At 73.8% G+C, this 24,182-nt stretch carries 21 protein-coding genes; 15 read left to right on the forward strand and 6 right to left on the reverse strand.

What is annotated here, in order from left to right:
* Nucleotides 1-109 precede the first annotated feature (109 nt).
* The gene (locus DEU32_RS00300) at nucleotides 110-2,518 is read left to right on the forward strand and encodes a glycoside hydrolase family 3 N-terminal domain-containing protein (protein ID WP_114849156.1); all 2,409 of its coding nucleotides are present in this window, start codon (nucleotides 110-112) and stop codon (nucleotides 2,516-2,518) included.
* A gap of 148 nt (nucleotides 2,519-2,666) precedes the next feature.
* Nucleotides 2,667-3,101 carry a VOC family protein gene (locus DEU32_RS00305; protein ID WP_114848866.1) on the forward strand — a complete coding sequence of 145 codons (435 nt, stop codon included), beginning with the start codon at nucleotides 2,667-2,669 and terminating at the stop codon, nucleotides 3,099-3,101.
* An 11-nt stretch (nucleotides 3,102-3,112) separates the two neighbouring features.
* On the opposite strand, the gene DEU32_RS00310 is transcribed toward DEU32_RS00305, so the two are convergent.
* Nucleotides 3,113-3,511: a hypothetical protein gene (locus tag DEU32_RS00310; RefSeq protein WP_114848867.1), complete on the reverse strand. Its 399-nt coding sequence runs from the start codon at nucleotides 3,509-3,511 to the stop codon at nucleotides 3,113-3,115.
* A gap of 83 nt (nucleotides 3,512-3,594) precedes the next feature.
* Between DEU32_RS00310 and DEU32_RS17000 the strand changes: the two genes are divergently transcribed.
* Nucleotides 3,595-3,765 (forward strand): hypothetical protein, encoded by a 171-nt coding sequence (locus tag DEU32_RS17000; RefSeq protein ID WP_180225628.1) that lies wholly within the window; start codon nucleotides 3,595-3,597, stop codon nucleotides 3,763-3,765.
* Between the two features lie 120 nt (nucleotides 3,766-3,885).
* Nucleotides 3,886-4,458, forward strand: coding sequence for a TetR family transcriptional regulator (locus DEU32_RS00315; protein ID WP_114848868.1), 573 nt, complete (start codon nucleotides 3,886-3,888; stop codon nucleotides 4,456-4,458).
* 22 nt (nucleotides 4,459-4,480) lie between these two features.
* Here the strand turns inward: DEU32_RS00315 and DEU32_RS00320 are convergent, their stop codons facing one another.
* The 3 genes from DEU32_RS00320 to xylA all read right to left on the reverse strand — a co-directional run bounded on the left by DEU32_RS00320 (nucleotide 4,481) and on the right by xylA (nucleotide 8,358).
* The gene (locus tag DEU32_RS00320; RefSeq protein WP_114848869.1) at nucleotides 4,481-5,470 is read right to left on the reverse strand and encodes an acetylxylan esterase; all 990 of its coding nucleotides are present in this window, start codon (nucleotides 5,468-5,470) and stop codon (nucleotides 4,481-4,483) included.
* 147 nt (nucleotides 5,471-5,617) lie between these two features.
* Nucleotides 5,618-7,108: a xylulokinase gene (locus DEU32_RS00325; RefSeq protein WP_114848870.1), complete on the reverse strand. Its 1,491-nt coding sequence runs from the start codon at nucleotides 7,106-7,108 to the stop codon at nucleotides 5,618-5,620.
* Nucleotides 7,109-7,164: 56 nt separating this feature from the next.
* Nucleotides 7,165-8,358 carry a xylose isomerase gene (gene xylA / locus DEU32_RS00330; protein ID WP_114848871.1) on the reverse strand — a complete coding sequence of 398 codons (1,194 nt, stop codon included), beginning with the start codon at nucleotides 8,356-8,358 and terminating at the stop codon, nucleotides 7,165-7,167.
* Nucleotides 8,359-8,455: 97 nt separating this feature from the next.
* On the opposite strand from xylA, the gene DEU32_RS00335 reads away from it, so the two are divergent.
* From DEU32_RS00335 to DEU32_RS00380, 10 genes are all read left to right on the forward strand, one after another.
* Complete coding sequence (locus tag DEU32_RS00335) at nucleotides 8,456-9,652, forward strand: Gfo/Idh/MocA family protein (RefSeq protein ID WP_258554733.1); 1,197 nt, start codon at nucleotides 8,456-8,458, stop codon at nucleotides 9,650-9,652.
* On the forward strand, nucleotides 9,649-10,347 hold the full coding sequence (locus DEU32_RS00340; RefSeq protein WP_114848872.1) for a ThuA domain-containing protein: 699 nt from the start codon (nucleotides 9,649-9,651) through the stop codon (nucleotides 10,345-10,347). The genes DEU32_RS00335 and DEU32_RS00340 overlap by 4 nt, the downstream gene beginning before the upstream one ends.
* Entirely contained in the window at nucleotides 10,344-11,444 is a 1,101-nt protein-coding gene (locus tag DEU32_RS00345) for a Gfo/Idh/MocA family protein (protein WP_181819170.1), read from the forward strand. Before DEU32_RS00340 ends, DEU32_RS00345 begins: the two co-directional genes overlap by 4 nt.
* A gap of 26 nt (nucleotides 11,445-11,470) precedes the next feature.
* Nucleotides 11,471-12,514 carry a sugar phosphate isomerase/epimerase gene (locus tag DEU32_RS00350; RefSeq protein ID WP_114849158.1) on the forward strand — a complete coding sequence of 348 codons (1,044 nt, stop codon included), beginning with the start codon at nucleotides 11,471-11,473 and terminating at the stop codon, nucleotides 12,512-12,514.
* 159 nt (nucleotides 12,515-12,673) lie between these two features.
* Nucleotides 12,674-13,975 carry an ROK family transcriptional regulator gene (locus DEU32_RS00355; RefSeq protein ID WP_114848874.1) on the forward strand — a complete coding sequence of 434 codons (1,302 nt, stop codon included), beginning with the start codon at nucleotides 12,674-12,676 and terminating at the stop codon, nucleotides 13,973-13,975.
* The gene (locus tag DEU32_RS00360) at nucleotides 13,972-15,018 is read left to right on the forward strand and encodes an NAD(P)-dependent alcohol dehydrogenase (protein WP_114848875.1); all 1,047 of its coding nucleotides are present in this window, start codon (nucleotides 13,972-13,974) and stop codon (nucleotides 15,016-15,018) included. The genes DEU32_RS00355 and DEU32_RS00360 overlap by 4 nt, the downstream gene beginning before the upstream one ends.
* Before the next feature lie 139 nt (nucleotides 15,019-15,157).
* Entirely contained in the window at nucleotides 15,158-16,558 is a 1,401-nt protein-coding gene (locus tag DEU32_RS00365) for an MFS transporter (RefSeq protein WP_114849159.1), read from the forward strand.
* A gap of 191 nt (nucleotides 16,559-16,749) precedes the next feature.
* Nucleotides 16,750-18,186: a bifunctional UDP-N-acetylglucosamine diphosphorylase/glucosamine-1-phosphate N-acetyltransferase GlmU gene (gene glmU, locus DEU32_RS00370; protein ID WP_114848876.1), complete on the forward strand. Its 1,437-nt coding sequence runs from the start codon at nucleotides 16,750-16,752 to the stop codon at nucleotides 18,184-18,186.
* Nucleotides 18,187-18,235: 49 nt separating this feature from the next.
* A complete protein-coding gene (locus tag DEU32_RS00375) occupies nucleotides 18,236-19,213 on the forward strand; it encodes a ribose-phosphate diphosphokinase (protein WP_114848877.1) in 978 nt (325 codons plus the stop codon).
* Entirely contained in the window at nucleotides 19,210-19,986 is a 777-nt protein-coding gene (locus DEU32_RS00380) for a putative protein N(5)-glutamine methyltransferase (RefSeq protein ID WP_114848878.1), read from the forward strand. Before DEU32_RS00375 ends, DEU32_RS00380 begins: the two co-directional genes overlap by 4 nt.
* A 34-nt stretch (nucleotides 19,987-20,020) precedes the next feature.
* Here DEU32_RS00380 and DEU32_RS00385 read toward each other — a convergent pair whose 3' ends face one another.
* Nucleotides 20,021-21,637, reverse strand: a complete 1,617-nt coding sequence (locus DEU32_RS00385; RefSeq protein WP_114848879.1) for a molybdopterin-dependent oxidoreductase — start codon at nucleotides 21,635-21,637, stop codon at nucleotides 20,021-20,023.
* Between the two features lie 291 nt (nucleotides 21,638-21,928).
* Between DEU32_RS00385 and DEU32_RS00390 the strand changes: the two genes are divergently transcribed.
* Nucleotides 21,929-22,555 carry a hypothetical protein gene (locus DEU32_RS00390; protein WP_114848880.1) on the forward strand — a complete coding sequence of 209 codons (627 nt, stop codon included), beginning with the start codon at nucleotides 21,929-21,931 and terminating at the stop codon, nucleotides 22,553-22,555.
* Nucleotides 22,556-22,624: 69 nt separating this feature from the next.
* On the opposite strand, the gene gndA is transcribed toward DEU32_RS00390, so the two are convergent.
* On the reverse strand, nucleotides 22,625-24,082 hold the full coding sequence (gndA, locus tag DEU32_RS00395; RefSeq protein ID WP_114848881.1) for an NADP-dependent phosphogluconate dehydrogenase: 1,458 nt from the start codon (nucleotides 24,080-24,082) through the stop codon (nucleotides 22,625-22,627).
* Between the last annotated feature and the right edge of the window lie 100 nt (nucleotides 24,083-24,182).

Genomic DNA, 24,182 nt, shown 5'->3' on the forward strand with positions numbered 1-24,182 from the left:
GACGGACGGACGGGAGGCGCGTGGCGGCGCCGCCACGCGCCTCCCGTCCGATCCGCAGCACGTCGCGCACGGGACGGCGCCCGACCGGGTGACCGCGCTGCTGGCCGCGATGACCCTCGAGGAGAAGACGGCGCAGCTCGTCGGCTACTGGCTCGACCAGAACGGTGTCGTCGCGCCGATGCAGGGCGAGATGGCGGCCGCGCAGGGCGGCGAGACGCTCGCCGACGTGACCCGGCACGGGCTCGGGCAGTACACCCGCGTGTACGGCACCCGCCCCGTCGAGCCCGACGAGCGCGCGGCCTGGTTGTGGGCGGAGCAGCGGCGCCTCAAGCGCGAGACGCGTCTCGGCATCCCGGCGCTCGTGCACGAGGAGTGCCTCACCGGGCTCGCCGCGTGGCGCGCCGCGACCTTCCCGACGCCGCTCGCGTGGGGTGCCGCGTTCGACCCGGAGCTCGTCGAGCAGGTCGGCGCGGTGATCGGCCGGTCGATGCGCGAACTCGGGGTGCACCAGGGCCTCGCTCCCGTGCTCGACGTCGTGCGTGACCCCCGATGGGGTCGCGTCGACGAGTGCATCGGCGAGGACCCGTACCTGGTCGGCACCGTCGGCTCCGCGTACGTGCGCGGGGTGCAGAGTGCCGGCGTCGATGCGACGCTCAAGCACTTCCTCGGCTACTCGGCCTCGCGCGCCGGACGCAACCACGCGCCCGTGCACGCCGGACCGCGCGAGGTGGCGGACGTGTTCCTGCCGCCGTTCGAGATGGCGCTCCTCGACGGGGGCGCCCGCAGCGTCATGAACTCGTACGCCGAGGTCGACGGCGTGCCCGTGGCGGCCGACCCCGAGCTCCTGACCGGGCTCCTGCGCGACCGGCTCGGCTTCGACGGGACGGTCGTCGCGGACTACTTCTCGGTCGCGTTCCTCGAGGTGATGCACGGCGTCGCCCGGGACCGCGGCGAGGCGGCCGCACTCGCGCTCACCGCGGGCATCGACGTCGAACTGCCGACGGGTGACGCGTACCTCGCGCCCCTCGTCGAGCGGGTTCGCAGCGGCCTCGTCGACGAGGCGCTCGTCGACCGGGCGGTGCTGCGGGTCCTCCGGCAGAAGGAGCGGCTCGGGCTGCTCGACCCCGATGCCTTCGAGGACGAGCCCCCGACGGGCGTCGACCTCGACTCGCCGGAGCACCGGGCGCTCGCGCGGCGGCTCGCGGCGGAGTCGCTCGTCCTGCTCGCGAACGACGGCGTGCTCCCGCTCGGCGGCCCGGTCTCCGGCGCCGCGACGGGCGCGGTCGACGCCGCGGCGGGCGCGGTCGCCGCTGCGGGCGCGGTCGCCGCTGCGGGCGCAGTCCTGCGGGGCCCGGTCGCGGTGATCGGCCCGAACGCCCACCGTGCCGAGGCCCTGCAGGGCTGCTACTCCTTCGCGAACCACGTGCTCGCGACGCACCCGGGTCTGCCGCTCGGGTTCGCGATCCCGACCGTGCTCGAGGCCCTGCAGGACGCCCTCGGGGACGACGCCGTGCGGTACGCCCCCGGCGCCGCGGTCGAGGGCGACGACCGCTCCGGCTTCGCGGAGGCCGTCGCGACGGCGCGCGGTGCCGCGGTCGCGGTCGTCGTCGTCGGCGACCAGGCGGGCCTGTTCGGCCGCGGCACCGTCGGCGAGGGCAACGACTCCGAGACGCTCGACCTGCCGGGCGTGCAGCGCGAGCTGGTCGAGGCCGTCGTGGCCACCGGCACCCCGACCGTGGTGGTTCTGCTGACCGGCCGGCCGTACGCGATCGGCTGGATGCTCGACGGCGACCACGCGAAGCCGTCCGCCGTCGTGCAGGCGTTCTTCCCGGGGGAGGGCGGCGGCCTCGCGATCGCCGACCTCCTGACCGGGGCCACCGCGCCGTCCGGACGTCTGCCGGTCTCGCTGCCCCGGTCCGCCGGCGCGCAGCCGTACTCGTACCTGCACCCGCGGCTCGGGGGCCCGTCGGACGTCACCGCGACCGACTCGACGCCCGTGCGGCCGTTCGGCTTCGGCCTGACGTACACGAGCATCGCGTACGAGGACCTGCAGGTCGACGACGCCGTCGCCACCGACGGTGCGTTCACGGCGTCCGTCACGATCAGGAACACGGGGGACCGGGACGGGATCGAGGTCGTGCAGCTCTACGGGCACGACGTCGCCGCGTCGGTCACCCGTCCGGTCGCCCAGCTGCTCGGCTACGCCCGGGTCGCGCTCCCCGCCGGCGGGTCGGTGCGGGTGCGCTTCGACGTGCCGGTGCAGCGGTTCGCGTTCACGGACCGGGCGATGCGGAAGGTCGTCGAGCCGGGGGACGTGCAGGTCTGGGTCGCGTCCGACGCGGCGGCGTCCCGGCCGGGAGGCCCGGTGCCGACGGGCGGGATCGTCGCCTCCGGGGACGGTCCGGTCCGGCACGAGGTGCCCGGGTCCGCCACGGACCGTGCGGTCGTGCGCGTGACCGGTGCGCTGCACGAGGTGTCGCTCGCCGACCGGCGGACGGTCACCTGGTCGCTCGTCTGAGGGCGCGGGTGCGCTCGCGCACCGCGCGGTGCGCCCGCGCGAGACTCGGCTCTGCGGACACGTTCGCGGCCCCACGGCCGCGAACGTGCCCGCCTGGCCGAGTCTCGGGGGCGCCGCCGACCGGGCACCCGGATGGGACGATGGCCGGGTGCCGCTCGATCCCGACCCCGCCCTGGTGCCCGAACTCCTGGTCACCGACCTCGACCGCAGCCTGGCGTTCTGGCGGGACCGCTGCGGCTTCGTCGTCCGGTACGCCCGCCCCGAGGAGCGCTTCGCGGCCATCGCCCTCGGCTCGGCGCACCTGCTGCTCGAGCAGGTCGGCGTCGGGCGCAACTGGCTCGCCGGCCCCCTCGAACGCCCGTTCGGCCGCGGTCTGAACCTGCAGGTCGCCGTCCCCGACGCCAGAGCGCTCGCGGCCCGCCTGACCGACGCCGGCATCGCGCTGTTCATGCCGGTGGAACACCGGTGGTACCGCGTCGACGACGAGGAGACCGGGGTCGAGCAGTTCGTCGTCGCCGATCCCGACGGGTGGCTCGTCCGCTTCCAGTCGTCCCTCGGCCGCCGACCACGGCCGGTGGACTGACGAGCCCGCCTTCAGGAGACGTGCACACCCGTCGCGAGCCAGCTCGCGAGGACACCGAGCGCCGACACGACGAGCGCCGGCAACAGGGCGAACCCGCCGAGCAGGAGTGCGAACCAGCCGATCGCCCGACCGCGCACGGCACCACGGCGGACGCCCCGCACGCCGAGCAGGGTCACGACGACGGCGACCGGGAGCGCGGTCGCCAGCACCAGACCGATCGCGATCTGCTCGCGGGCGGCGGGCGTGAGGTCCTCCGGGCCGAGGGCGGGCTCCGCCGCGGCGACTGCGAGGTACACCGTCGTCCACACGAAGGCCACCAGCACACCGACCCACCCCGCCGCGCTCCTGCCGGCCCGGTCCCTGGTCAGCGGCGCCCACGGCCCGTCCCGGTGCCACAGGTCGTCCGTCACGGTCGCATCCTACGAGCACGCCGTCGAACTCCCGGGGAGTGCGCGTACCGTCGCGTTCTTCACGACCCTCGAAGGAGCAGGCCATGTCCGACGCCCACGACCCCCGCGACACCACGAACGACCCCGAGGGCACGCCGAAGCCCGACGGCCTCGGCGAGGACGGGACCATCCCCGACCACCCCGAGGGCGTCGCCGCCGGCTTCGCCGGGGACGACTCGCACTTCAACCACGAAGAGGACGAGGACGCCCAGTAGGCGGACGCGACCACACGACGCAACGGGAGGCCCGTGGCGACGCCGCCACGGGCCTCCCGTTGCGTCGTCCGGTCACCACGTCGCGACGGCGACCGTCCGTCGGGTCGGTACCGTGGTCGCATGGCTCGCTTCACGCCCCCTGTCGCCGACGCGATGCGCGCGCGCATCCTGGACGCCGCCCGCGACGAGTTCGCCGCCCACGGACTGACGGGGGCGCGCGTCGAGCGGCTCGCCGCCGCGGCGGACAGCAACAAGGCGCAGGTCTTCCACTACTTCGGCGGCAAGGAGGGGCTCTTCGACGCGCTCCTCGTGCAGGAGCTCGGCGGGTTGCACGACGCGGTCCCGCTCGACACGGACGACCTGCCCGCGTGGGCCGGACGCCTGCACGACGCGGTCGTCGAGCGACCGTGGGTCGCGCGCCTGGCGACCTGGCAGCGCCTCGAGCGTGCGGACGTAGCGGTCCCCGCGCTCGTCGAGCGGTACGAGTCCACGGTCGCCGAGGTCGAGCGGGCGCAGCGCGCGGGGGTCCTGCCGCGGTCGTTCCGGCCGGCGGTGCTCCTGGCCCTCGTGCAGCAGCTCGCCGGGGTGTGGACCGCGCTGCCCGCCGAGGCGACGGGCTCCGTGTCCGCCGTGGTGGCCGCGCGGCGTCGCCAGGTCGTCGTGGACGCGGTCGGGCAGCTGCTCGGCCGCTGAACCCACGAGGACGCCCGACCCGCTAGAGCCGGTCGCGCAGGAAGGCCACCTGGCGCTCCCAGTGCCGGAAGCCGCCGCCCTCGTGCCCGTTGTACGGGTACACAGCGATCTCGTGGTCGGCCGAGCCCAGGGCGTTGTACGCCGCGAAGGTCGTCCGTGGCGGCACGACGTCGTCCATCAGCGCCACGGAGAACAGGGCCGGCGCGGTGATGCGCTCGGCGAAGTGCACGCCGTCGAAGTAGGCCACCGTGTCCCACACACGGTCGACGTCGTCACGGTGGACCGACAGGTGCGTGGCGAGCTCGAGGTACGGGCCGCCGACGGCCACGGCCGCGCCGTGCTCCCAGTCGCAGAGGAACGCGACGTCGGGCAGCACCGCGACGAGCGGGCCGACGTGCGCCTCGACCAGGGCCGCCGCGGCGAGGGTGATCCCGCCGCCCTGGCTGCCGCCGGTGAGGGCAATCCGGTCGACGTCGACGCCGGGGAGCGTGCGGACCGCCTCGACGAGCCGCACCGCGTCCGTGAACACGCGGCGGTAGTAGTGGTTCGCCGGGGCGTCGACGCCGCTCGCCATCCACCCGCCGACGTGCGGCACGGAGCCGTGCGGGTCGGGGGTGTCCCCGCCGGAACCCCAGCCACTGCCCTGCCCGCGGGTGTCCATCACGACGTGCACGAAGCCCGCGAGCGCCCACGACACGCGTTCCCCGGGGAGTCCGCGGCCACCGCCGTACCCGAGGAACTCGACCACGACGGGCAGGTCCTGGTCGGCCGTGCCCGCGGGGCGGGAGACCCAGGCGCGGACCGGGTCGCCGCCGAAGCCGGGGAACGTCAGGTCCTGCACGTCGAGGGCGGTGACCGGCGTCTCGGCGGGGGTGGTGACGGGCGCGGTGCCGGCACCGGCTGTCCGGGCCTCGGCGATCGTGTCGGCCCAGAAGGCGTCGAGGTCGGCCGGACGCCGCACCTCGGGGCGGTACGCCCGGAGCTGGTCGAGGGGCAGGTCGGTGAGCGGCATGAGGTCCTCCGGGGTCGTTCCGCGCGTGGGATGGCGTTCCGCGCATTGGGGGTCGTTCCGCGCGTCGGAGGACGAATCTTCCGACCTCCGACGCGCAGAACGTCTTCCTACACCGTGCGCGATCGGATCGATCGCTCGCGGGCGGGGTCAGCGCGCGGCGTGTGCCCGGTACTGCTCGAGCACCTCGGGGCGCGGGTCCGCGGGGACGACGGTCGCGGAGACCTCCCACGACGGCAGGCTCCCCGTCAGTACCCACGCGGCCTGCCGAGCGGCGCCCGAGGCGACGTACTCGCCCGGCTCCGGGATCGACACGTCGCGGCCGAACACCTGCGCGGCGACGGCCCGGACGGCCTCGTTCCGCGCGGCCCCGCCGATGAGCAGCAGGCGGGACACCGTGACGCCGGTGCCCTCGACCGCGGCGAGCCCGTCCGCGAGGGCACAGAGCATGCCCTCGACGGCGGCGCGGGCGAGGTGGGCCCGGTCCGTGGTCGCCGGGGTCATCCCGAGCAGCGAGGCGGTCGCGTCCGGTCGGTTCGGGGTGCGCTCGCCGACGAAGTACGGCACGAGCACGAGTCCGTCCGCGCCCGCCGGCGCCTGCAGCGCCAGCTCGCCGAGGCCGTCGTGGTCGACGGCGAGGAGCCCGCCGATCACCTCGAGCACGCGGGCCGCGTTGAGCGTCGTCACGATCGGGAGGCGCGACCCGGTCCCGTCGGCGAAGCCCGCCACGGTCCCGCTCGGGTCGGTCACCTCGGTGTCGGTGACCCCGAAGACCGTCCCGCTCGTGCCGAGGGACACCGCGACGTCGCCGGGACCGAGGCCGAGGCCGAGCGCAGCCCCGGCGTTGTCGCCGAGTCCCGGGCCGACCACGAGTCCGGCGCGGGCGGTCGCGCCGCCCGGCAGCGCGACGTCGGACCCCAGCGTGCCCATCGGCTCGTCCGGTGCGACCACCCGCGGCACCACGACCGCGTCGTGGTCACCGGCTCCGGCTGCGGCTGCGGTTGCGCCACCCGCGACCCGGAGGTCACGGCCGAGCGCGGCCGCGAACAGCTCCGGGTCGTACTCGCGGCGCACCGGGTCCCAGTACGCCGTGCCGCTGGCGTCGGAGCCGTCGGTCGCGAGCCCGTCGAGGTCCGGGCCGAGCGGGCTCTCGTCCGCCGGGCCGTACCCGCGCAGCCGCCACGACAGCCAGTCGTGGGGGAGCGCGACCGCGGCGACGCGCGCCGCGTTCTCCGGCTCCGCGTCCCGCAGCCAGCGCAGCTTGGTCCCGGTGAACGAGGCCACCGGGACCAGACCCGTCCGGGCGACCCACGCCTCCCGGCCGAGCTCCTCGACCATCTGCGCGGCCGCGTCGGCGCTGCGGACGTCGTTCCAGAGGAGTGCGTCGCGCACCACGCGACCGTCCGCGTCCAGCGCGACCATGCCGTGCTGCTGCCCGGCGACCGCGACCGCGGCGACGTCGTCGAACCCACCGGCGTCCGCGATCGCGGCGCCGAGCGCGTCCCACCAGTGGCGGGGGTCGACGGAGGTGCCGTCCGGGTGGGACGCGCGTCCCTCCCGGACGACCGCACCGGTGGCAGCGTCACGGATGGTGACCTTGCAGGACTGGGTCGACGAGTCGACCCCGGCGACCAGGGTCACCCCTTCGGCGGCAGGCCGCCTCAGCGCGCGGAATGCAGCCGCTGGCGCGTCTGCCTTCAATTCCGCGCGCCCATCAGGTGCTCGATCGCGAGCTGCTGCAGGCGCACGAAGCCGAAGCCCTTGCCGCCGAAGTACGCGTCGGCGTCGAAGTCCTCGAACGCCGAGCGGTCGGCGAGGAAGTCGTCGTACGACTCGCCGCTGTGCAGCGTCGGGGTGCTCAGCTCGTCGACCTTGGCGGCGGACAGGGCCTCCTGCACCTCGGGGTCGGCGCGGAACGCCTGCGCGCGCTCCTTGAGGAGCAGGTACATGCGCATGTTCGCCTTCGCGGAGTCCCAGACGCCCGTGATGTCCTCGGTGCGCGACGGCTTGTAGTCGAAGTGCCGCGGGCCGTCGTACGCCTGGCCGCCCTGCGGGGCGCCGTGCTCGAGCAGGTCGACGAGCGAGAACGCGTTCTGCAGGTCGCCGTGGCCGAACACCAGGTCCTGGTCGTACTTGATGCCGCGCTGGCCGTTCAGGTCGATGTGGAAGAGCTTGCCCTGGTACAGCGCCTGGGCGATGCCGGCGGTGAAGTTCAGGCCCGCCATCTGCTCGTGGCCGACCTCGGGGTTGATGCCGAACAGTTCCGGGCGCTCGAGCGTCTCGGTGAAGGCGATCGCGTGGCCGAGGGTCGGCAGGAGGATGTCGCCGCGGGGCTCGTTCGGCTTCGGCTCGATGGCGAAGCGGATGTCGTAGCCCTTGTCGGTGACGTACTGGGCGAGCAGGTTGACGGCCTCGCGGTAGCGCTCGAGCGCGGCCTGCACGTCCTTGGCGGAGTCGTACTCCGAGCCCTCGCGGCCGCCCCACATGACGAAGGTCTTCGCGCCGAGCTCGGCGGCCAGGTCGATGTTGCGGAGCACCTTGCGGAGCGCGAACCGGCGGACCTGGCGGTCGTTCGAGGTGAAGCCGCCGTCCTTGAACACCGGGGCCGAGAACAGGTTCGTCGTGACCATCGGCACGATGATCCCGGTCGACTCGAGGGCGCCCGTGAGGCGGTCGATCTGCGCCTGGCGCTCGGCGTCGGTCGAACCGAACGCGAACAGGTCGTCGTCGTGGAAGGTCAGGCCGTAGGCACCGATCTCGTCGAGCTTCTCGACCGCCTCGACCACGTCCAGCGCGGGACGGGTCGGGCCGCCGAACGGGTCGGAGCCGTTGTAGCCGATGGTCCAGAGACCGAAGGAGAACTTGTCGTCACGGGTGGGCGTCGTTGCCATGGTGGGTCACCGTTCGTCGTCGAAACAAAATGTTGCCGCGCCCAACATAAGCGGTAGGGTGGATCCTGGCAACACCGGATCGCAAAGGAGCGAGTGGATGGCACAGGACGCACACGGACCGGGTCGACTGCGGGTCGCGATGGTCGGGCACGGCTTCATGGGGGCGGCGCACTCCCAGGCGTGGCGGACCGCCCCGCGGTTCTTCGACCTCGGCGTGGAGCCCGAGATGGCGGTCGTCGTCGGCCGGGACGCCGAGCGCACCGAGGCCGCGCGCCGGCAGTACGGCTGGCAGGCCGCGTCGACCGACTGGCGCCAGGTGGTCGCCGACCCGGACATCGACGTCGTCGACGTGGTGTCGCCCGGCTCCTCGCACGTCGAGGTCGCGATCGCCGCGCTCGAGGCCGGCAAGCACGTCCTGTGCGAGAAGCCCCTCGCCAACACCGTGGCCGAGGCCGAGGCGATGACGGCCGCCGCCGAGTCCGCCGCTGCGCGCGGCGTCCGCGCCATGGTCGGGTTCAGCTACCGCCGCGTGCCCGCCATCGCGCTCGCGCGCCAGCTGGTGCAGGACGGGAGGATCGGGGTCGTCCGCCAGGTCCGCGCGCTCTACCTGCAGGACTGGTTGGCCGACGCCGAGGGCCCGATGACGTGGCGCCTCGACAAGGCGCTCGCCGGTTCCGGCTCGCTCGGCGACATCGGCGCGCACGCGATCGACCTCGTCGAGCACGTCACGGGCGCACAGCTGTCCACCGTGTCCGGCACGCTCGAGACCTTCGTGCACGAACGCCCGCTGATGGCCGAGGGCGTCGGCCTGTCGGGCACCGCGTCGAGCGAACGCGGACAGGTCACCGTAGACGACGCCGCGTTCTTCCTCGGGCGGCTCAGCGGTGGCGCTGCCGACGGCGCGATCGGCACGTTCGAGGCCACGCGCTACGCGACCGGTCGGAAGAACGGCCTGACGCTCGAGGTCAGCGGGTCCGAGGGCGCGATCCAGTTCGACCTCGAGTCGATGAACGAGCTGCGGCTGTACGAGTCGTCGGCGCCCGCGGGGGAGCAGGGCTTCCGCCGCATCCTGGTCACCGAGCCGGAGCACCCGTGGATGGCCGCGTGGTGGCCGACCGGGCACCTGATCGGCTACGAGCACACCTTCAGCCACCAGGTCACGGACTTCGTGCGGGCGATCGTCGCCGGCACCGACCCGCAGCCGTCGTTCGCGGACGGCCTGCACGTGCAGCGGGTCCTCGACGCGGTCGAGCGCAGCGCGGCCGACGGCAGCGCCTGGACGGCGATCCGATGACCGGCGGGAAGAAGGCCCTGGTCGTCCGGGGCGGGTGGGACGGGCACATGCCGGTCGAGACCACCGACCTGTTCGTCCCGTTCCTGCGGGACAACGGGTTCGACGTGCAGGTGTCGGACTCGACCGCGGTGTACGCCGACGAGTCCGTGATGGCCGACGTCGACCTGATCGTGCAGGTCGTCACCATGTCGACCATCGCGGACGACGAGTTCGCCGGACTGCAGAAGGCGGTGCTCGGCGGTGCCGGACTCGCGGGATGGCACGGCGGGATCGCGGACGCGTTCCGGAACACCGCCGACTACCTGCACATGATCGGCGGGCAGTTCGCGCACCACGCGAGCAAGCACCCCTCCGAGCGCACCGGCGAGCAGTCCGACAACTACATCCCGTACACGGTGCACATCACCGAGGCCGGGCACGAGCACCCGATCACGCAGGGCATCGAGGACTTCGACCTGGTGACCGAGCAGTACTGGGTGCTCTCCGACGAGTACAACGACGTGCTGGCGACCACGACGCAGGAGGCCCGGGACTTCGACGCCTGGAACCGTCCGGTCACGGCGCCGGCGATCTGGACCCGGCAGTGGGGGCAGGGGCGCGTGTTCGTCTCGGCGCCCGGGCACCGGCTCGAGGTCGTCGAGTCGCAGCCGCTCCGCACGATCATCGAGAGGGGACTCCTGTGGGCAGCGCGATGAAGGTCGGTGTCGTCGGGGTCGGCGTCATCAGCCAGCAGTACTTCGAGCACTTCCCGGCGCTGCCCGGGCTCGAGCTCACCGCCGTCGCGGACATCGACGTCGCCCGGGCGCAGTCGGTGGGCGAGGCACAGGGTGTCCGCGGGACGAGCGTCGACGAGCTCATCGCGGCGGACGACGTCGACGTCGTGCTCAACCTGACGATCCCGGCCGCGCACGCCGAGATCGCGACCCGGGCGCTCGAGGCCGGCAAGCACGTCTACGGCGAGAAGCCGCTCGCGATGTCGACGGCCGAGGCGCAGCCCGTGCTCGACCTCGCCCGGCGCTCGGGGCTGCGGGTCGGCAGCGCGCCGGACACCGTGCTCGGCACCGGGATCCAGACGGCCCGGCAGGCGCTCGACAGCGGTGCGATCGGCACGCCCGTCGGTGCCGCCGTCTCCTGGTCGGCGCCCGGGCACGAGCTGTGGCACCCGGCGCCCGCGTTCTACTACCAGCCGGGTGGTGGGCCGCTGCTCGACATGGGGCCGTACTACCTGACGAGCCTCGTGTCGTTCTTCGGACCGGTCGTCCGGGTGAGCGGCGCCTCGACCCGCTCCGACCGCGAGCGCACGATCGCGACCGGACCCGCCGCGGGCACCCCGCTCCGGGTCGACATCGACACGCACGTGGTCGCCGTCCTCGAGCACGCGAACGGCGTCGTCTCCACGGTCACGGTGTCCTTCGAGGTCTGGGCCACCCGGGCGCCACTGTTCGAGGTGTACGGCACCGCGGGCACGCTCGGGGTCCCCGACCCGAACCGGTTCTCGGACCCGGTGTCGATCGCCGACGCCCAGGGGGGAACAGCACAGCCCCGCGAGTGGCGGGACCTGCCGACGAGCGCCGGGTACGCCGACGCCGGACGCGGGTACGGCCTCGCCGACATGGCACACGCGATCGCCACCGACCGGCCGCACCGGGCGTCCGGCGACCTCGCGTTCCACGTGCTCGAGGTGATGGAGGCGGTCTCGACCGCCGCCCGCGAGCACGCCGTGGTCGACGTGCGGTCGCGCGTCGACCGACCGGAGACCGTTCCCGCCGGAGCCGAGCCGAGCACCTGGTGAACGAGCAGCAGGAGGAAGGAAGCATCATGACGGAGACGACCCGTGCCTCCCGGCCGAGCGTGGCGACGCGACCGGTCACCCTGTTCACCGGCCAGTGGGCGGACCTGCCGTTCGAGGAGGTCGCCCGACTGGCGGGGGAGTGGGGCTACGACGGCCTGGAGATCGCCTGCTGGGGCGACCACCTGGACGTCCGTCGCGCCGCGACGGACCCCGACTACGTGGCGGACCGGAAGGCGGTCCTGGAGCGCAACGGCCTGCAGGTCTGGACGATCGCGAACCACCTGACCGGGCAGGCCGTGTGCGACGACCCGATCGACCAGCGGCACGAGGACATCCTCGCGCCGCACGTGTGGGGCGACGGCGACCCCGAGGGCGTCCGTCAGCGGGCAGCCGAGGAGCTGCAGTGGACCGCCCGCGCGGCCGCGGCGCTCGGCGTCACGACCGTCACCGGGTTCTCCGGGTCGTCGATCTGGAAGACCGTCGCCGGGTTCCCGCCGGTGCCGCCCTCGATGATCGACGCCGGCTACCAGGACTTCCACGACCGGTGGTCGCCGATCCTCGACGTGTTCGAGGAGGTCGGCGTCCGCTTCGCGCTCGAGGTGCACCCGTCCGAGATCGCCTACGACTACTGGACGGCGAAGCGGGCGCTGGAGGTGTTCCAGGACCGGCCGGCGTTCGGCTTCAACTTCGACCCGTCGCACTTCGTCTGGCAGGACCTGGACCCCGCCGCGTTCCTGCTCGACTTCGCGGACCGGGTGTACCACGTGCACTGCAAGGAGTCGGTGAAGCAGCTCGACGGCCGCAACGGACGCCTGTCGTCGCACCTGCCGTGGGGCGACCCGCGGCGCGGGTGGGACTTCGTCACCGCCGGGCACGGGGACGTGCCGTGGGAGCGGGTGTTCCGCGTGCTGAACCACATCGGCTACGACGGTCCGACGAGTGTCGAGTGGGAGGACGCGGGCATGGACCGGCTCCTCGGCGGCCCGGAGGCGCTGGCGTTCGTCCGGCAGCTCGGGACCATCGCGCCGCCGGACGCCGCCTTCGACGCCGCGTTCTCGCGCTCGCGCTAGCCGCCAGCGCCGGCGGGCCCCGCGCCGGCGGGCGCCGCGCCGGCGCGGGGCCGAGTCTCGGCCAGGCGGGCAGTTCCGCGGCGCTCGGCCTGCGAAGGTGTCCGCGGAGCCGAGCCTCGGCACCGCCCGACCCGCACCACCACCCCACGAGGAGGACCCATGGCCCGACCGGCCACGACCACGCCCGGCAACGCCGCGCGCGTCCTCCGCATCGTGCACGAGGGCGGGCCGCTCCCGCGCGCCGAGCTCACCCGGCGCACGGGCCTGAACCGCTCGACGGTCCTGGCGATCGTCGGCGAGCTCGTCGAGCAGGGACTCGTGCACGAGGAGTCCCCCGCCCCCGGCGGCCCCGGTGCCGATCGCCCCGCAGCCGGCGTCGGGCGTCCCAGCGCGATCGTCCGCGCGTCGCCGGACGTCGTGGCCGCCGCCGTCACGGTCGAGATCGACGCCGTCGGGGTGGCCCTCGTCGCGCTCGACGGCACCGTGCGCGACCGGCTCGTCGAGCCCCAGCCCAGCGTCCCGAGCGCGGCCGTCGCGATCGACGCCGTCGCCCGCGTGCTCGGCACCCTCACCACCCGGGCGGCACCGGGCCTGCGGCTCGTCGGGGTCGGCGTCGCGGTCCCCGGGATCGTCCGCGTCGAGGACGGGGTCGTCCGGGACGCCCCGCACCTCGGGTGGCGGGACGAGCCGTTCGCGGGACCGCTCGCCGAGCGCCTCGGCCTGCCCGTCCGCGCCGCGAACGACGCGAACCTCGGTGCCTGGGCCGAACGGCTGTACGGCAGCGCCCGCGGCGTCGACGACCTGGTCTACCTCAACGGCGGCGCGAGCGGCATCGGCGGCGGCATCGTCAGCGCCGGCCGACCGTTCAGCGGCGCCGACGGGTACGCGGGCGAGCTCGGGCACACCTTCGTCGCCGCGAACGGCGTCCGCTGCCACTGCGGGGCCGTCGGGTGCCTGGAGACCGAGGCCTCGCGCGAGTCCCTGACCGCGGTCACCGGGACACCCCCGGACGACCTCGACGCCCTCGCCGCGGCGCTCGCCGAGGGCCGGGACGAGGTCGAGCGGGTCGTCGACCGGCAGGTCACGGCGCTCGCCACCGCGATCCGGAACGCCGTCCACACGGTCGACCCCGAGGTCGTCGTCCTCGGCGGGTTCCTCGGCGAGCTGCTCGGGCATGTCGGGGACCGCGTCGAGGACGAGGTCCGGGCGCAGACGATGGCCGCCATGACCGACCGGCTCCGGGTCGTGCCGGCGGCGCTCGGCCGGGACGTCCTGGTGCGCGGGGCCGCCGAGCTCGGGTTCACCGACCTGCTCCGCGACGGCCAGGCGACCCCGATCCAGGCGACGCAGGCCCCGGCCCGAGCGACGCGGGCCCCGGCCCAGACAGCCCCGCCCGCCGCCAACACACCGACCACCCCGTCCGACCGCGACGACGCGGTCGAGGAAGCGAGATCCGCATGACCGACACCGCCACCACCCAGCGCGCGAGCGTCCTGCTCGGCACCCAGGACCTCACCGTCGAGGACCGCCCCGTCCCCGAGGTCGCCGCCGGGGACGTGCTCGTCCGCGTCGCCGCCGTCGGCGTGTGCGGCTCCGACGTGCACTACTACCGCCACGGCCGCATCGGGGACTTCGTCGTCGAGGAGCCCCTCGTCCTCGGCCACGAGCTCTCCGGCACGATCGCCGCCGTCGGCGAGGGCGTCGACCCCGCCCGCGTCGGGGAGCGCGTCGCCGTCGAACCGCAGCGCCCCTGCCACCGCTGCGCGCAGTGCCTGGCCGGTCGCTACAACCTCTGCCCGCACATGCGCTTCTACGCGACGCCGCCGGTCGACGGCGCGTTCGCCGAGTACGTCACGATCGAGGCCGAGTTCGCCCACACCCTGCCCGACACCGTCTCGTTCGAGGCCGGCGCCCTCCTCGAACCCCTGTCCGTCGGCATCGCCGCCGCACGGAAGGCCGGGATCGTCCCCGGATCGAGCGTCCTCATCGCCGGCGCCGGTCCGATCGGCGTCATCTGCGCGCAGGTCGCCCGCGCGTTCGGTGCGACGCGCGTCGTCGTCAGCGACCTCGTCCCCGAGCGCCGCGAGCGGGCGCTGTCCTTCGGCGCGACGGAGGTCGTCGACCCCGTCGCGGTGGACGTCACCTCGGACATCGTCCCCGTCGACGCCTTCATCGACGCCAGCGGCGCACCGCGCGCGGTCTCCGACGGCATCAAGGCGGTCGGACCGGCCGGCGCCGCCGTCCTGGTCGGGCTCGGCAACTCCGAGATGGTGCTGCCCGTCGAGCACATCCAGAACCTCGAGGTGACGGTCACCGGCATCTTCCGCTACACGAACACCTGGCCGGTCGCGATCGGGCTGGTCGCGTCCGGACAGGTCGACCTGGACGCACTCGTCACGGGACGCTTCGGGCTCGACGACGTCCGCGAGGCCCTCGAGAGCGACACCGACCCGGCCTCCCTCAAGTCGGTCGTCTACCCGAACGGGGTCCCGTCCGCCTCGTGACCCGGGACCGGACTGGAGGCACGTGGCGGGCCCGCCACGTGCCTCCAGTCCGTCCTGCGGTCGTGTCCGGCGACCGCACCTGCCGGTGCACCCGGACCGGGGGCACCGGTGCGACACCGCGACGCGCTACGGTTCGGCCATGACGGCGACACCGGCGGCCGCAGTGCCGCAGCGCACCGACCGACGGGCCCTCGTGTCCTGGGCCCTCTGGGACTGGGGGTCCGCGGCGTTCAACGCCGTCGTCACCACCTTCGTGTTCAGCACCTACCTGGCGAGCCGCGCGTTCGTCGACCCGCGGCTCGTCGCGGCCGAGGGCACCTCGGCTGCCGCCACCCGCGCGGTCGAGCGCGAGCTCGCGCAGAACGCGGCGACCGTCTCGACCGCCCTGACCGTCGCCGGGATCGTCGTGGCGCTGGTCGCCCCCGCGGTCGGACGGCTCGCGGACTCCTCCGGGCACCGGCGCCGGTCGGTGCTCGTCGCGACCATCGGCATCGCGCTGTCGATCGGGGCGATGGTGTTCGTCGCACCGAGCCAGCCGTACCTCGTGCTCGGCGCGGCCCTGCTCGGGATCGGGACGGTCGCGTACGAGATCGCCACGGTCGGGTACAACGCGATGCTCGGCCAGGTCGCCTCCGGGCCGGAGACCGGCCGGGTCTCGGCGATCGGCTGGGCGGCCGGGTACTTCGGCGGCATCGTGCTGCTGGTCGTGCTGCTCGTCCTGTGCATCCAGGACTTCGGGACGCCCGGCGTGGCCGGGGTCCTGCAGCTGCCGGCGACCGTGGCGACCGGGCAGTGGGACGTCCGCGTCGCGATCGGCATCGCCGCCGTGTGGCTCGCCGTCAGCTCGGTGCCGCTGTTCCTGACCGTCCCCGAGGCCGCGCCGGACCGGACGCAGACCGGCGGCCTGCTCGGGGCCTACCGGGACCTCGGCCGCCACGTCGCCCGGCTGTGGCGCGAGCGGCGGAACGTCCTGGCGTTCCTGGTCGCGAGCGCGGTGTTCCGCGACGGGGTCGGGGCGGTGTTCACGTTCGGCGGGATCATCGCCGCGCAGGTGTTCGGCTTCAGTGCGTCCGAGGTGATCCTGTTCGCCATCGTCGCGAACGTCGTCGCCGGGGTCGCGACGTTCCTGTCCGGGTGGCTCGACGACCGGTTCGGCTCCCGGGCGCTCATCACGGTGTCGCTGATCGGACTCGTCGTGTGCGGCACGGCGGTGCTCGCGGTCGGGACGGCCCAGATCGGGTTCTGGGTGCTCGGGCTCGCGCTGTGCGTGTTCGTCGGCCCGGTGCAGTCGTCGTCGCGGGCGTACCTGGCGCGGCTCGCGACGCCGGGCCGCGAGGGGGAGCTCTTCGGCCTGTACGCCACGACCGGGCGGGCGGCGTCGTTCCTGGCGCCGGCGCTGTTCGGGGTCGCCGTGACCGCGACCGGCTCGACGCGGTTCGGCATCCTCGGCATCGTGGTGGTGCTCGTCGCGGGGCTCGTGCTCATGGCGTTCGTCAAGCGGGAGGACGGGGCGGCGGCCGTCCCGCGCGTCGGGGGCTGATCCGCGCGTCGGGTGCCGTTCCGCGCGTCGGAGGCGTTTCCGCTCGTCGGGTGCCGATCCGCGCGTGGTGTGTCGTTCCTTCCGGCACCCCTCGCGCGATCCTGCCTCCCACGTCACCTGCGATGGGCCGGATCGTCCACGGTGACGGCCCCGCGGCACCCGCTCGGCTCCCGTGCGCCAGGATGGAGGGCATGACCGACCAGCGGATCGCCGTCGTCGTCCTCGCCGCCGGGCAGGGCACGCGCATGAAGTCGTCCACCCCCAAGGTGCTGCACCGCCTCGCCGGCCTGCCCCTCGTCGCCCACGTGCTCCGCACCGCGGCGTCGCTCGAGCCCGAGCACGTCGCCGTGGTGGTCCGGCACGAGCGGGAGCGCGTCGCCGCCGAGGTCGCCGAGCGCGCACCCGGCGCGATCGTCGTCGACCAGGACGACGTCCCCGGCACCGGGCGCGCCGTCGAGGTCGCGGTCCAGGCGCTCCCCGCCGACTTCGAGGGCGCCGTGGTCGTGCTCTCCGGCGACGTCCCGCTGCTCGACGCAGCGTCGCTCCGCATGCTCGTGGACGCCCACGCCGGGAACGCCGCGACCCTGGTCAGTGCGATCGCCCCCGACCCGACCGGCCTCGGCCGCGTGGTCCGCGACGCCTCCGGGGCCTTCGTCGCCGTCGTCGAGCACAAGGACGCGACCGACGAGCAGCGCACCATCACCGAGGCGAACGCCGGGATCTACGCGTTCGACGTCGCGCACCTCCGTGCTGTGCTCCCCGGTCTCACGACGGCCAACGCCCAGGGCGAGAAGTACATCACCGACGTGCCGGCCCTCATCGCCGCGCGCGGCGGAGCGATCGACGTCGTGACCCTCACCGACCCGTGGCTCGTGGCGGGGATCAACGACCGCGCGCAGCTCGCCGACGCCGCCCGCGAGCTCAACGCCCGGATCGTCCGTCGGCACCAGCTCGCCGGCGTCACCGTCCAGGACCCCGCGACGACGTGGATCGACCTGGACGTCACCATCGAGGCCGACGCCGAGGTGCTCCCGGGCACCCAGCTGATCGGCGCCACCGCGATCGCGGCCGGGGCCGTCGTCGGACCGGACACGACCCTGCGCGACACCGAGGTCGGCGCCGGCGCGACCGTGAACCGGGTCGACGCGACGCTCGCCGTGATCGGGGACGGTGCCTCGGTCGGCCCGTTCGCGTACCTGCGGCCGGGCACGATCCTGGGCGACCAGGGCAAGATCGGCACGTTCGTCGAGACCAAGAACGCCGTGATCGGGCGGGGCAGCAAGGTGCCGCACCTGTCCTACATCGGCGACACCGAGGTCGGCGAGGACTCCAACATCGGGGCGAACACCATCACCGCGAACTACGACGGCGTGCACAAGCACCGCACCGAGGTCGGGTCGAACGTGCGGACGGGCTCGCACAACGTGTTCGTCGCCCCGGTTAGGATTGGCGACGGGGCGTACACCGGCGCGGGTACGACCGTCCGCAAGGACGTACCGGCCGGGTCGCTCGCGATCAGCTACGCCCCGCAGCGCAACACCGACGGATGGGTCGAGGAACACCGACCCGGTACGCCGGCGGCCGAGGCGGCTCGGCGCGCGCACGGCGAACAGAACACGGCGACCTGACCCGGCCGTCGGCAGCGACCCCGAGCGGGTCAGGGAGTGAGCACCGCACTTGTCCGGAATCAAGACAACCGGCCAGAAACGACTCGTCCTCGTCTCGGGACGAGCGCACCCGGAGCTCTCGGCGCAGATCGCCGACGAACTCGGGGTCGAGCTGGTCCCGACCGACGCCCGCACCTTCGCGAACGGTGAGCTCTACGCCCGCTTCGACGAGTCGGTCCGCGGCTGCGACGCGTTCGTCATCCAGTCGCACACCGCGCCGATCAACGAGTGGCTCATGGAGCAGCTCATCATGGTCGACGCGCTCAAGCGTGCCTCGGCGAAGCGCATCACGGTCGTGGCGCCGTTCTACCCCTACGCCCGACAGGACAAGAAGGGCCGCGGCCGCGAGCCGATCTCGGCCCGACTGGTCGCCGACCTGTTCAAGGCCGCCGGTGCGCACCGCATCATGAGCGTCGACCTGCACGCCGCCCAGATCCAGGGCTTCTTCGACGGCCCCGTCGACCACCTGTTCGCCATGCCCGTGCTGCTCGAGCGCTTCCAGCAGATCCTCGACCCGGAGACGCTCACCGTCGTGTCGCCGGACATGGGCCGCGTGCGCGTCGCCGACATCTGGTCCGAGAAGCTCGGCGCCCCGCTCGCCATCATCCACAAGCGGCGTGACCCGCTCGTCCCGAACCAGGTCTCCGTGCACGAGATCGTCGGTGACGTCTCCGGCCGCGTCTGCCTGCTCGTCGACGACCTCATCGACACCGGTCGCACGATCGCCAAGGCCGCCGAGGCCCTGAAAGCGAACGGTGCCACCGGCGTCGTCGTCGCGGCGACCCACGCGGTGTTCTCGGACCCGGCGAAGGACCTGCTGCAGAGCGAGTTCATCGACCGCGTCGTCGTCACGGACACCCTGCCGCTGCCGGAGGAGAAGCGCTGGGACCGCCTCGAGGTCCTGCCGATCGCCCCGCTCATTGCCCGCGCGATCCACGAGGTCTTCGACGACGGTTCCGTCACGTCGATGTTCGACGGCGCGGCTTGACCACAGCGCGGGACGCGCTCGCCGCCCGGCTCCGGGCGGTGGGCAGCGTGTTCGCCGAGGACGAGGCCGACCTGCTGCTCGAGGCGGGCGACGGCGATCCGGTCCGTCTGCGTGCCCTGGTGCAGCGGCGCCTCGCCGGTGAGCCGCTCGAGGTCGTCCTCGGCTGGGCAGCCTTCGACGGGCACCGGGTCCGCGTCGTTGCGGGGGTCTTCGTGCCCCGGGCACGCACCGCGGTCGTCGTCGAGCAGGCGGCGCGGCGGCTCCACCGGTACGACCGGGTCGTCGACCTGTGCTGCGGGGTCGGCGCGATCTCCGTCGCGCTGCTCGGCCGCGTCGGCGCGCTCGACCTCGTCGCGGCCGACCTGGATCCCGACGCGACCGACGTGGCCGCCGAGAACATCGGGGATCGGGGGATCGTCGTCACGGGCGACCTGTTCGCGCCGCTGCCCGAGCGGTTCCGGGACGCCGTCGACGTCATCGCCGTGAACGCCCCGTACGTGCCGTCCGGCGAGGTCGCGACGATGCCGTCGGAGGCCCGCGACCACGAGCGGCTCGTCGCCCTCGACGGAGGAGCGGACGGCCTCGACGTGCACCGCCGCATCGCCGACGGGGCCGGCGCGTGGCTGCGTCCGGGCGGGGCGGTCGTCATCGAGGTCTCGGCGGCCCAGTCCGCGGCGTCCGCGGCACTGTTCGCCGCCGCCGGGTTCACCGTCGCGGTCGAGCGCGACGACGAGGTCGACGGGACGTGCGTCGTGGCGGTCCGACCGGCCTGACGCCCGGCCGCCGGCTGCCGTCCGCGGACCGCCGTCAGTCCGCGCTGACCTGCACGGTGTGCCATCCCGTTGCGCCGTTCGGCGCCGGAGGCCGCTCGACACTCGTCTGCACCTGCCCATCGGTCCCCGTGGCGCGGACCTGCAGCCGGTGCGACCCGGCCGTCGGGGTCCACCGCCACACCCACTGCCGCCAGGTGTCGGCGGACACCGAGTCGGCCAGGGTCGCGTCCTGCCAGTCGCCGTCGTCGACCCGGACCTGCACGCCCTTCACGCCGTGGTGTGGCTGCCAGGCGACACCCGCCACGGCGACGGTCTTCCCCGCCGCGAGCGACGCCCCGTCCCGAGGCGTGTCGATCCGCGACTCGAGCTTCACCGGACCGCGCTCCGACCAGCCACGCGGGGTCCAGTACCCCTGCGCGTCCGCGAATCGGGTGACCTCGAGCTCGTTCACCCACTTCGTCGCGGAGACGTACCCGAACAGGCCGGGCACGACCATCCGGACCGGGAACCCGTGCTCGGGCGGGAGCGGCTCGCCGTTCATCCCGACGGCGAGCATCGCGGCGGTGTCGGGGTCCTGCAGCACGTCGAGAGGAGTCCCGGCCGAGAAGCCGTCGACGCTCCGGGACAGCACCATGTCGGCGCCGTCCCGGACCCCCGCCCGCGCAAGGAGCTCGCGGATCGGGTACCCGAGCCACAGCGCGTTGCCGATCAGGTCGCCACCGACCTCGTTCGAGACGCAGCTCAGCGTCGCCATGTGTTCCTCGAGCGGGAGCGCCAGCAGTTCGTCCCAGGTCAGCTCGACCTCTCGCTCGACAGCGCCGTGGATCCGCAGCTTCCACTGCGCCGGGTCGACCGACGGCACGCGCAGGGCGGTGTCGATCCGGTAGAAGTCGGCGTTCGGGGTGACGTACGGCGTGACCCCGGACACGTCGAGGGACGCCCCGGCAGGGACGGACGTCGCCGTGGTCGCCGGCTGCGGCAGGCGGATCGCTCGTCGTGCGGCCGCGGCAGCCTGCATCGCCGAGGTCCCGAGGCGGGACGCGCCACCGACCACGACCGCGGCGACCGCGGTCGCCGCGCCCCACACCAGGAACGCGCGACGTTCGGTCGCCGCCGGCCGGGGCGAGGCCGACGGGACGGCGGCCGCGGCTTCCCAACGCCGGAGCCGACGGAGGAGCAGACGCAGCACGACGATGGCCGCGACCACGCCGAGGACGCTCGGCAGCCCGTCCCACGTGCCGCTGCCCGAGCGCGTGGTGACGGCCGCGAGCGACAACGCACCACCGACCGCGAACACGAGCGCCCCGAACGGCGGACGTCGACGTTCGAGGACGCCCGCGCCGGCGCTGATGCCCGCCGTGACGACGGCCATCAGGACGAAGAGCGCGGCCTTGTCCCCGGTGCCGAACAGCCCGACCATGAGGTCCTTCGCAGCGGGCGGAGCGAGGTCGATGACGGCGGAACCGACGGCGACGAGCGGACTGCCGGCGCCACCGAGCAGCAGCGCACCGAACTCGGCGACGGCCAGGAACGCGACGACGGCCACGATCCCGCACGCGGCGGCCCACCCGGCCGGGCGGCGGACGGAGGTCCCCGGCGGGAGCGGCTCGGCAGCGGGTGCGGAGGAGGCGGAGGGTGGTGCGGTGCTCACCCGTGCAGCGTAGGTCGGCAGGCCGCCGACGGGCTGACAGGCGGCCGGACGGTGGACGGGCGCCGGCGGCCGACCTGCTGGGGTGGAGCGGGGCTTCCCCGGGCGTTCATCACCTCGTTCCCCAGAACGGGCCAGCGCGGCGACGCCGGACCGTGCGAGGATCGGGATGTGCTGAGCCGACCCGACCGCGTGCCGCGTCGGCAGCGTGCGCAGCAGCGGGCCCAGGAACGAGCCCAGGAACGAGCCCAGCAGCGAGCACAGCGACGTGCACAGCGGCGGTCCCGCCCGGCGGTGTCGGTCGCCCGACGCTTCGCCGCCCTGCGCTGGACGATCGTGGGGATCTGGGTCGCCCTGCTCGTCACCCGCATCGTGGTGTCCACCACCGCGCCGGAGTCCGACCTGTCGTACTTCGGGGTGCTCGAGGCGGTCGCGATCACGGGCGGCCTGGTCCTCATCGCCGTCGCGGTCCTCCGGGCCCGGGCGATCCGACGTCGCCGTGCCGACGAGGCCCTCGCGCTCGCGATCCGGCGCATCGACCCGACCGTCTGGCTCGTCCCCTCGGTACCGACCCAGGAGCTCCGCGACGCCGTGCGCGATGCCCGGCCCGAGGCAGCGCTCGGGCAGCGGGTCACCTGGGCGTTCGGCGCCACCGAGGCGTCGCTCTGGGAACTCGAGGAGCGCCGCGCGACCCGGCTGCTCGTGATCCGCTGGAGCCGGATGGTGCACGTCGGACTCGAGGACGTCGTCGGGGAACGGAGCGCCACGGCGATCGCGCTGCACTACGTCCGGCCGGACGACACGACCGCGGTCGCCACGTTCTTCGTCCGCTCGGCTCCGGGGTCGCAGCGCCTGCTCGGCCGTGGTCCGCGGCTCGAGCGGCTCGTCGCCGACCTGGCCCGCGAGCGCATCGTCGCCTGAACGACCGGACACAGGCACGGGAACGGGCGAGGAGCCTGCGCTCCCCGCCCGTCGGCCGGTCCGGACCCGTCAGTGCGTCGACGGCTCCTGTTCGACCTCGCGCCGGTCGTCGTCGGACCACAGCGTGTGGAACGTGCCGTCCTTGTCGATGCGCTGGTAGGTGTGCGCCCCGAAGAAGTCACGCTGCCCCTGGATCAGCGCCGCGGGGAGCCGGTCCGAGGCGAGGGAGTCGTAATACGCCAGCGCCGACGAGAAGCCCGGCGCCGGGATCCCGGACGCGACCGCGATGCCGACGATCCGCCGCCAGGCCGCTTCGCCCTCGGCGACGGCGTCGGCGAAGTACGGGTCGACCAGCAGCGACTCGAGCGCCGGGTTCTTGTCGTACGCCTCGACGATGCGGTTGAGGAACTGCGCACGGATGATGCAGCCACCGCGCCAGATCTTCGCGACCGCGCCGAGGTCGATGTCCCAGTCGTACTCCTCGGCTCCGGCGATGATGAGGTCGAAGCCCTGCGCGTACGCGACGACCTTCGACGCGTACAGCGCCGCACGGACGTCGTCGGCGAACGAGTCGGGCACCTCGGCGATGTCCGGTCGGTTCTTCACGCTCCGCTGCACCGCGGCACGCTGCTTCGGCTTCGACGACACCGCACGGGCGAAGACCGCCTCGCCGATGCCCGACACCGGGATGCCCAGTCCGACGGCGTTCTGCACGGTCCAGACGCCGGTGCCCTTCGACCCGGCCTCGTCGCGGATGACGTCGACGAGCGGCTTCCCGGTGTCGGCGTCCTGCTGCTTGAGGACCTCGCCGGTGATCTCGATCAGGTACGACTCCAGGTCGCCCTTGTTCCACTCGTCGAACACCTGCACGAGCTGCTCGACGGAGTACCCGCCGACGCGGCGGAGCAGGTCGTAGGACTCCGCGATGAGCTGCATGTCGGCGTACTCGATGCCGTTGTGCACCATCTTCACGAAGTGGCCGGCGCCGTCGGAGCCGATGTGCGTCACACACGGCTCGCCCTCGGCCACGGCGGCGATCGACTTCAGGATCGGTCCGAGGGTCTCCCAGGCCTCCTTCGAGCCGCCTGGCATGATCGACGGGCCGTTGAGCGCGCCTTCTTCGCCGCCGGAGATGCCGGTGCCGACGAAGTTCAGGCCCTTCTCGCGCAGGTCGTGCTCGCGACGGATGGTGTCGTGGAAGTTCGCGTTGCCGCCGTCCACGATGATGTCGCCTTCCTCGAACCGCTCCGCGAGCTGGTCGATGACGGCGTCGGTGCCCTTGCCGGCCTGCACCATGATGATCGCGGTCCGGGGCTTCGACAGCGACGCGACGAACCCGTCGATGTCCTCTGATGCGATGAACCCGGCGTCGCCGTGTTCCTGCATGAGTTCCTCGGTCCGGGCGTAGGTGCGGTTGTAGACCGCGACCGTGTTGCCCTCGCGCGAGGCGAGGTTGCGTGCGAGGTTCGAGCCCATCACCGCGAGGCCGATGACCCCGATGTTCGCCTGTCCGTCGTGCTCTGCCACCTGGGTCTCCTTCGTCCTGGATGTTCGGTGCCCAACCTACGAGCCGGACCCTGGGGTCGCACGAGTGTGACGGCAACTGGGGACGGGAATCGGACGTGCT

Origin of the sequence: Curtobacterium sp. AG1037, assembly GCF_003349855.1 — a bacterium.
Taxonomy (GTDB): domain Bacteria; phylum Actinomycetota; class Actinomycetes; order Actinomycetales; family Microbacteriaceae; genus Curtobacterium; species Curtobacterium citreum.

Excerpts from the sequence above, each read along its gene's own strand:
- DEU32_RS00300 (WP_114849156.1), top strand. The coding sequence starts at position 110 with ATGACCCTCGAGGAGAAGACGGCGCAGCTCGTCGGCTACTGGCTCGAC.
- DEU32_RS17000 (WP_180225628.1), top strand. The coding sequence starts at position 3,595 with ATGTCCGACGCCCACGACCCCCGCGACACCACGAACGACCCCGAGGGC.
- DEU32_RS00315 (WP_114848868.1), top strand. The coding sequence starts at position 3,886 with ATGGCTCGCTTCACGCCCCCTGTCGCCGACGCGATGCGCGCGCGCATC.
- DEU32_RS00320 (WP_114848869.1), bottom strand. The coding sequence starts at position 5,470 with ATGCCGCTCACCGACCTGCCCCTCGACCAGCTCCGGGCGTACCGCCCC.
- xylA (WP_114848871.1), bottom strand. The coding sequence starts at position 8,358 with ATGGCAACGACGCCCACCCGTGACGACAAGTTCTCCTTCGGTCTCTGG.
- DEU32_RS00335 (WP_258554733.1), top strand. The coding sequence starts at position 8,456 with ATGGCACAGGACGCACACGGACCGGGTCGACTGCGGGTCGCGATGGTC.
- DEU32_RS00340 (WP_114848872.1), top strand. The coding sequence starts at position 9,649 with ATGACCGGCGGGAAGAAGGCCCTGGTCGTCCGGGGCGGGTGGGACGGG.
- DEU32_RS00345 (WP_181819170.1), top strand. The coding sequence starts at position 10,344 with ATGAAGGTCGGTGTCGTCGGGGTCGGCGTCATCAGCCAGCAGTACTTC.
- DEU32_RS00350 (WP_114849158.1), top strand. The coding sequence starts at position 11,471 with ATGACGGAGACGACCCGTGCCTCCCGGCCGAGCGTGGCGACGCGACCG.
- DEU32_RS00355 (WP_114848874.1), top strand. The coding sequence starts at position 12,674 with ATGGCCCGACCGGCCACGACCACGCCCGGCAACGCCGCGCGCGTCCTC.
- DEU32_RS00360 (WP_114848875.1), top strand. The coding sequence starts at position 13,972 with ATGACCGACACCGCCACCACCCAGCGCGCGAGCGTCCTGCTCGGCACC.
- DEU32_RS00365 (WP_114849159.1), top strand. The coding sequence starts at position 15,158 with ATGACGGCGACACCGGCGGCCGCAGTGCCGCAGCGCACCGACCGACGG.
- glmU (WP_114848876.1), top strand. The coding sequence starts at position 16,750 with ATGACCGACCAGCGGATCGCCGTCGTCGTCCTCGCCGCCGGGCAGGGC.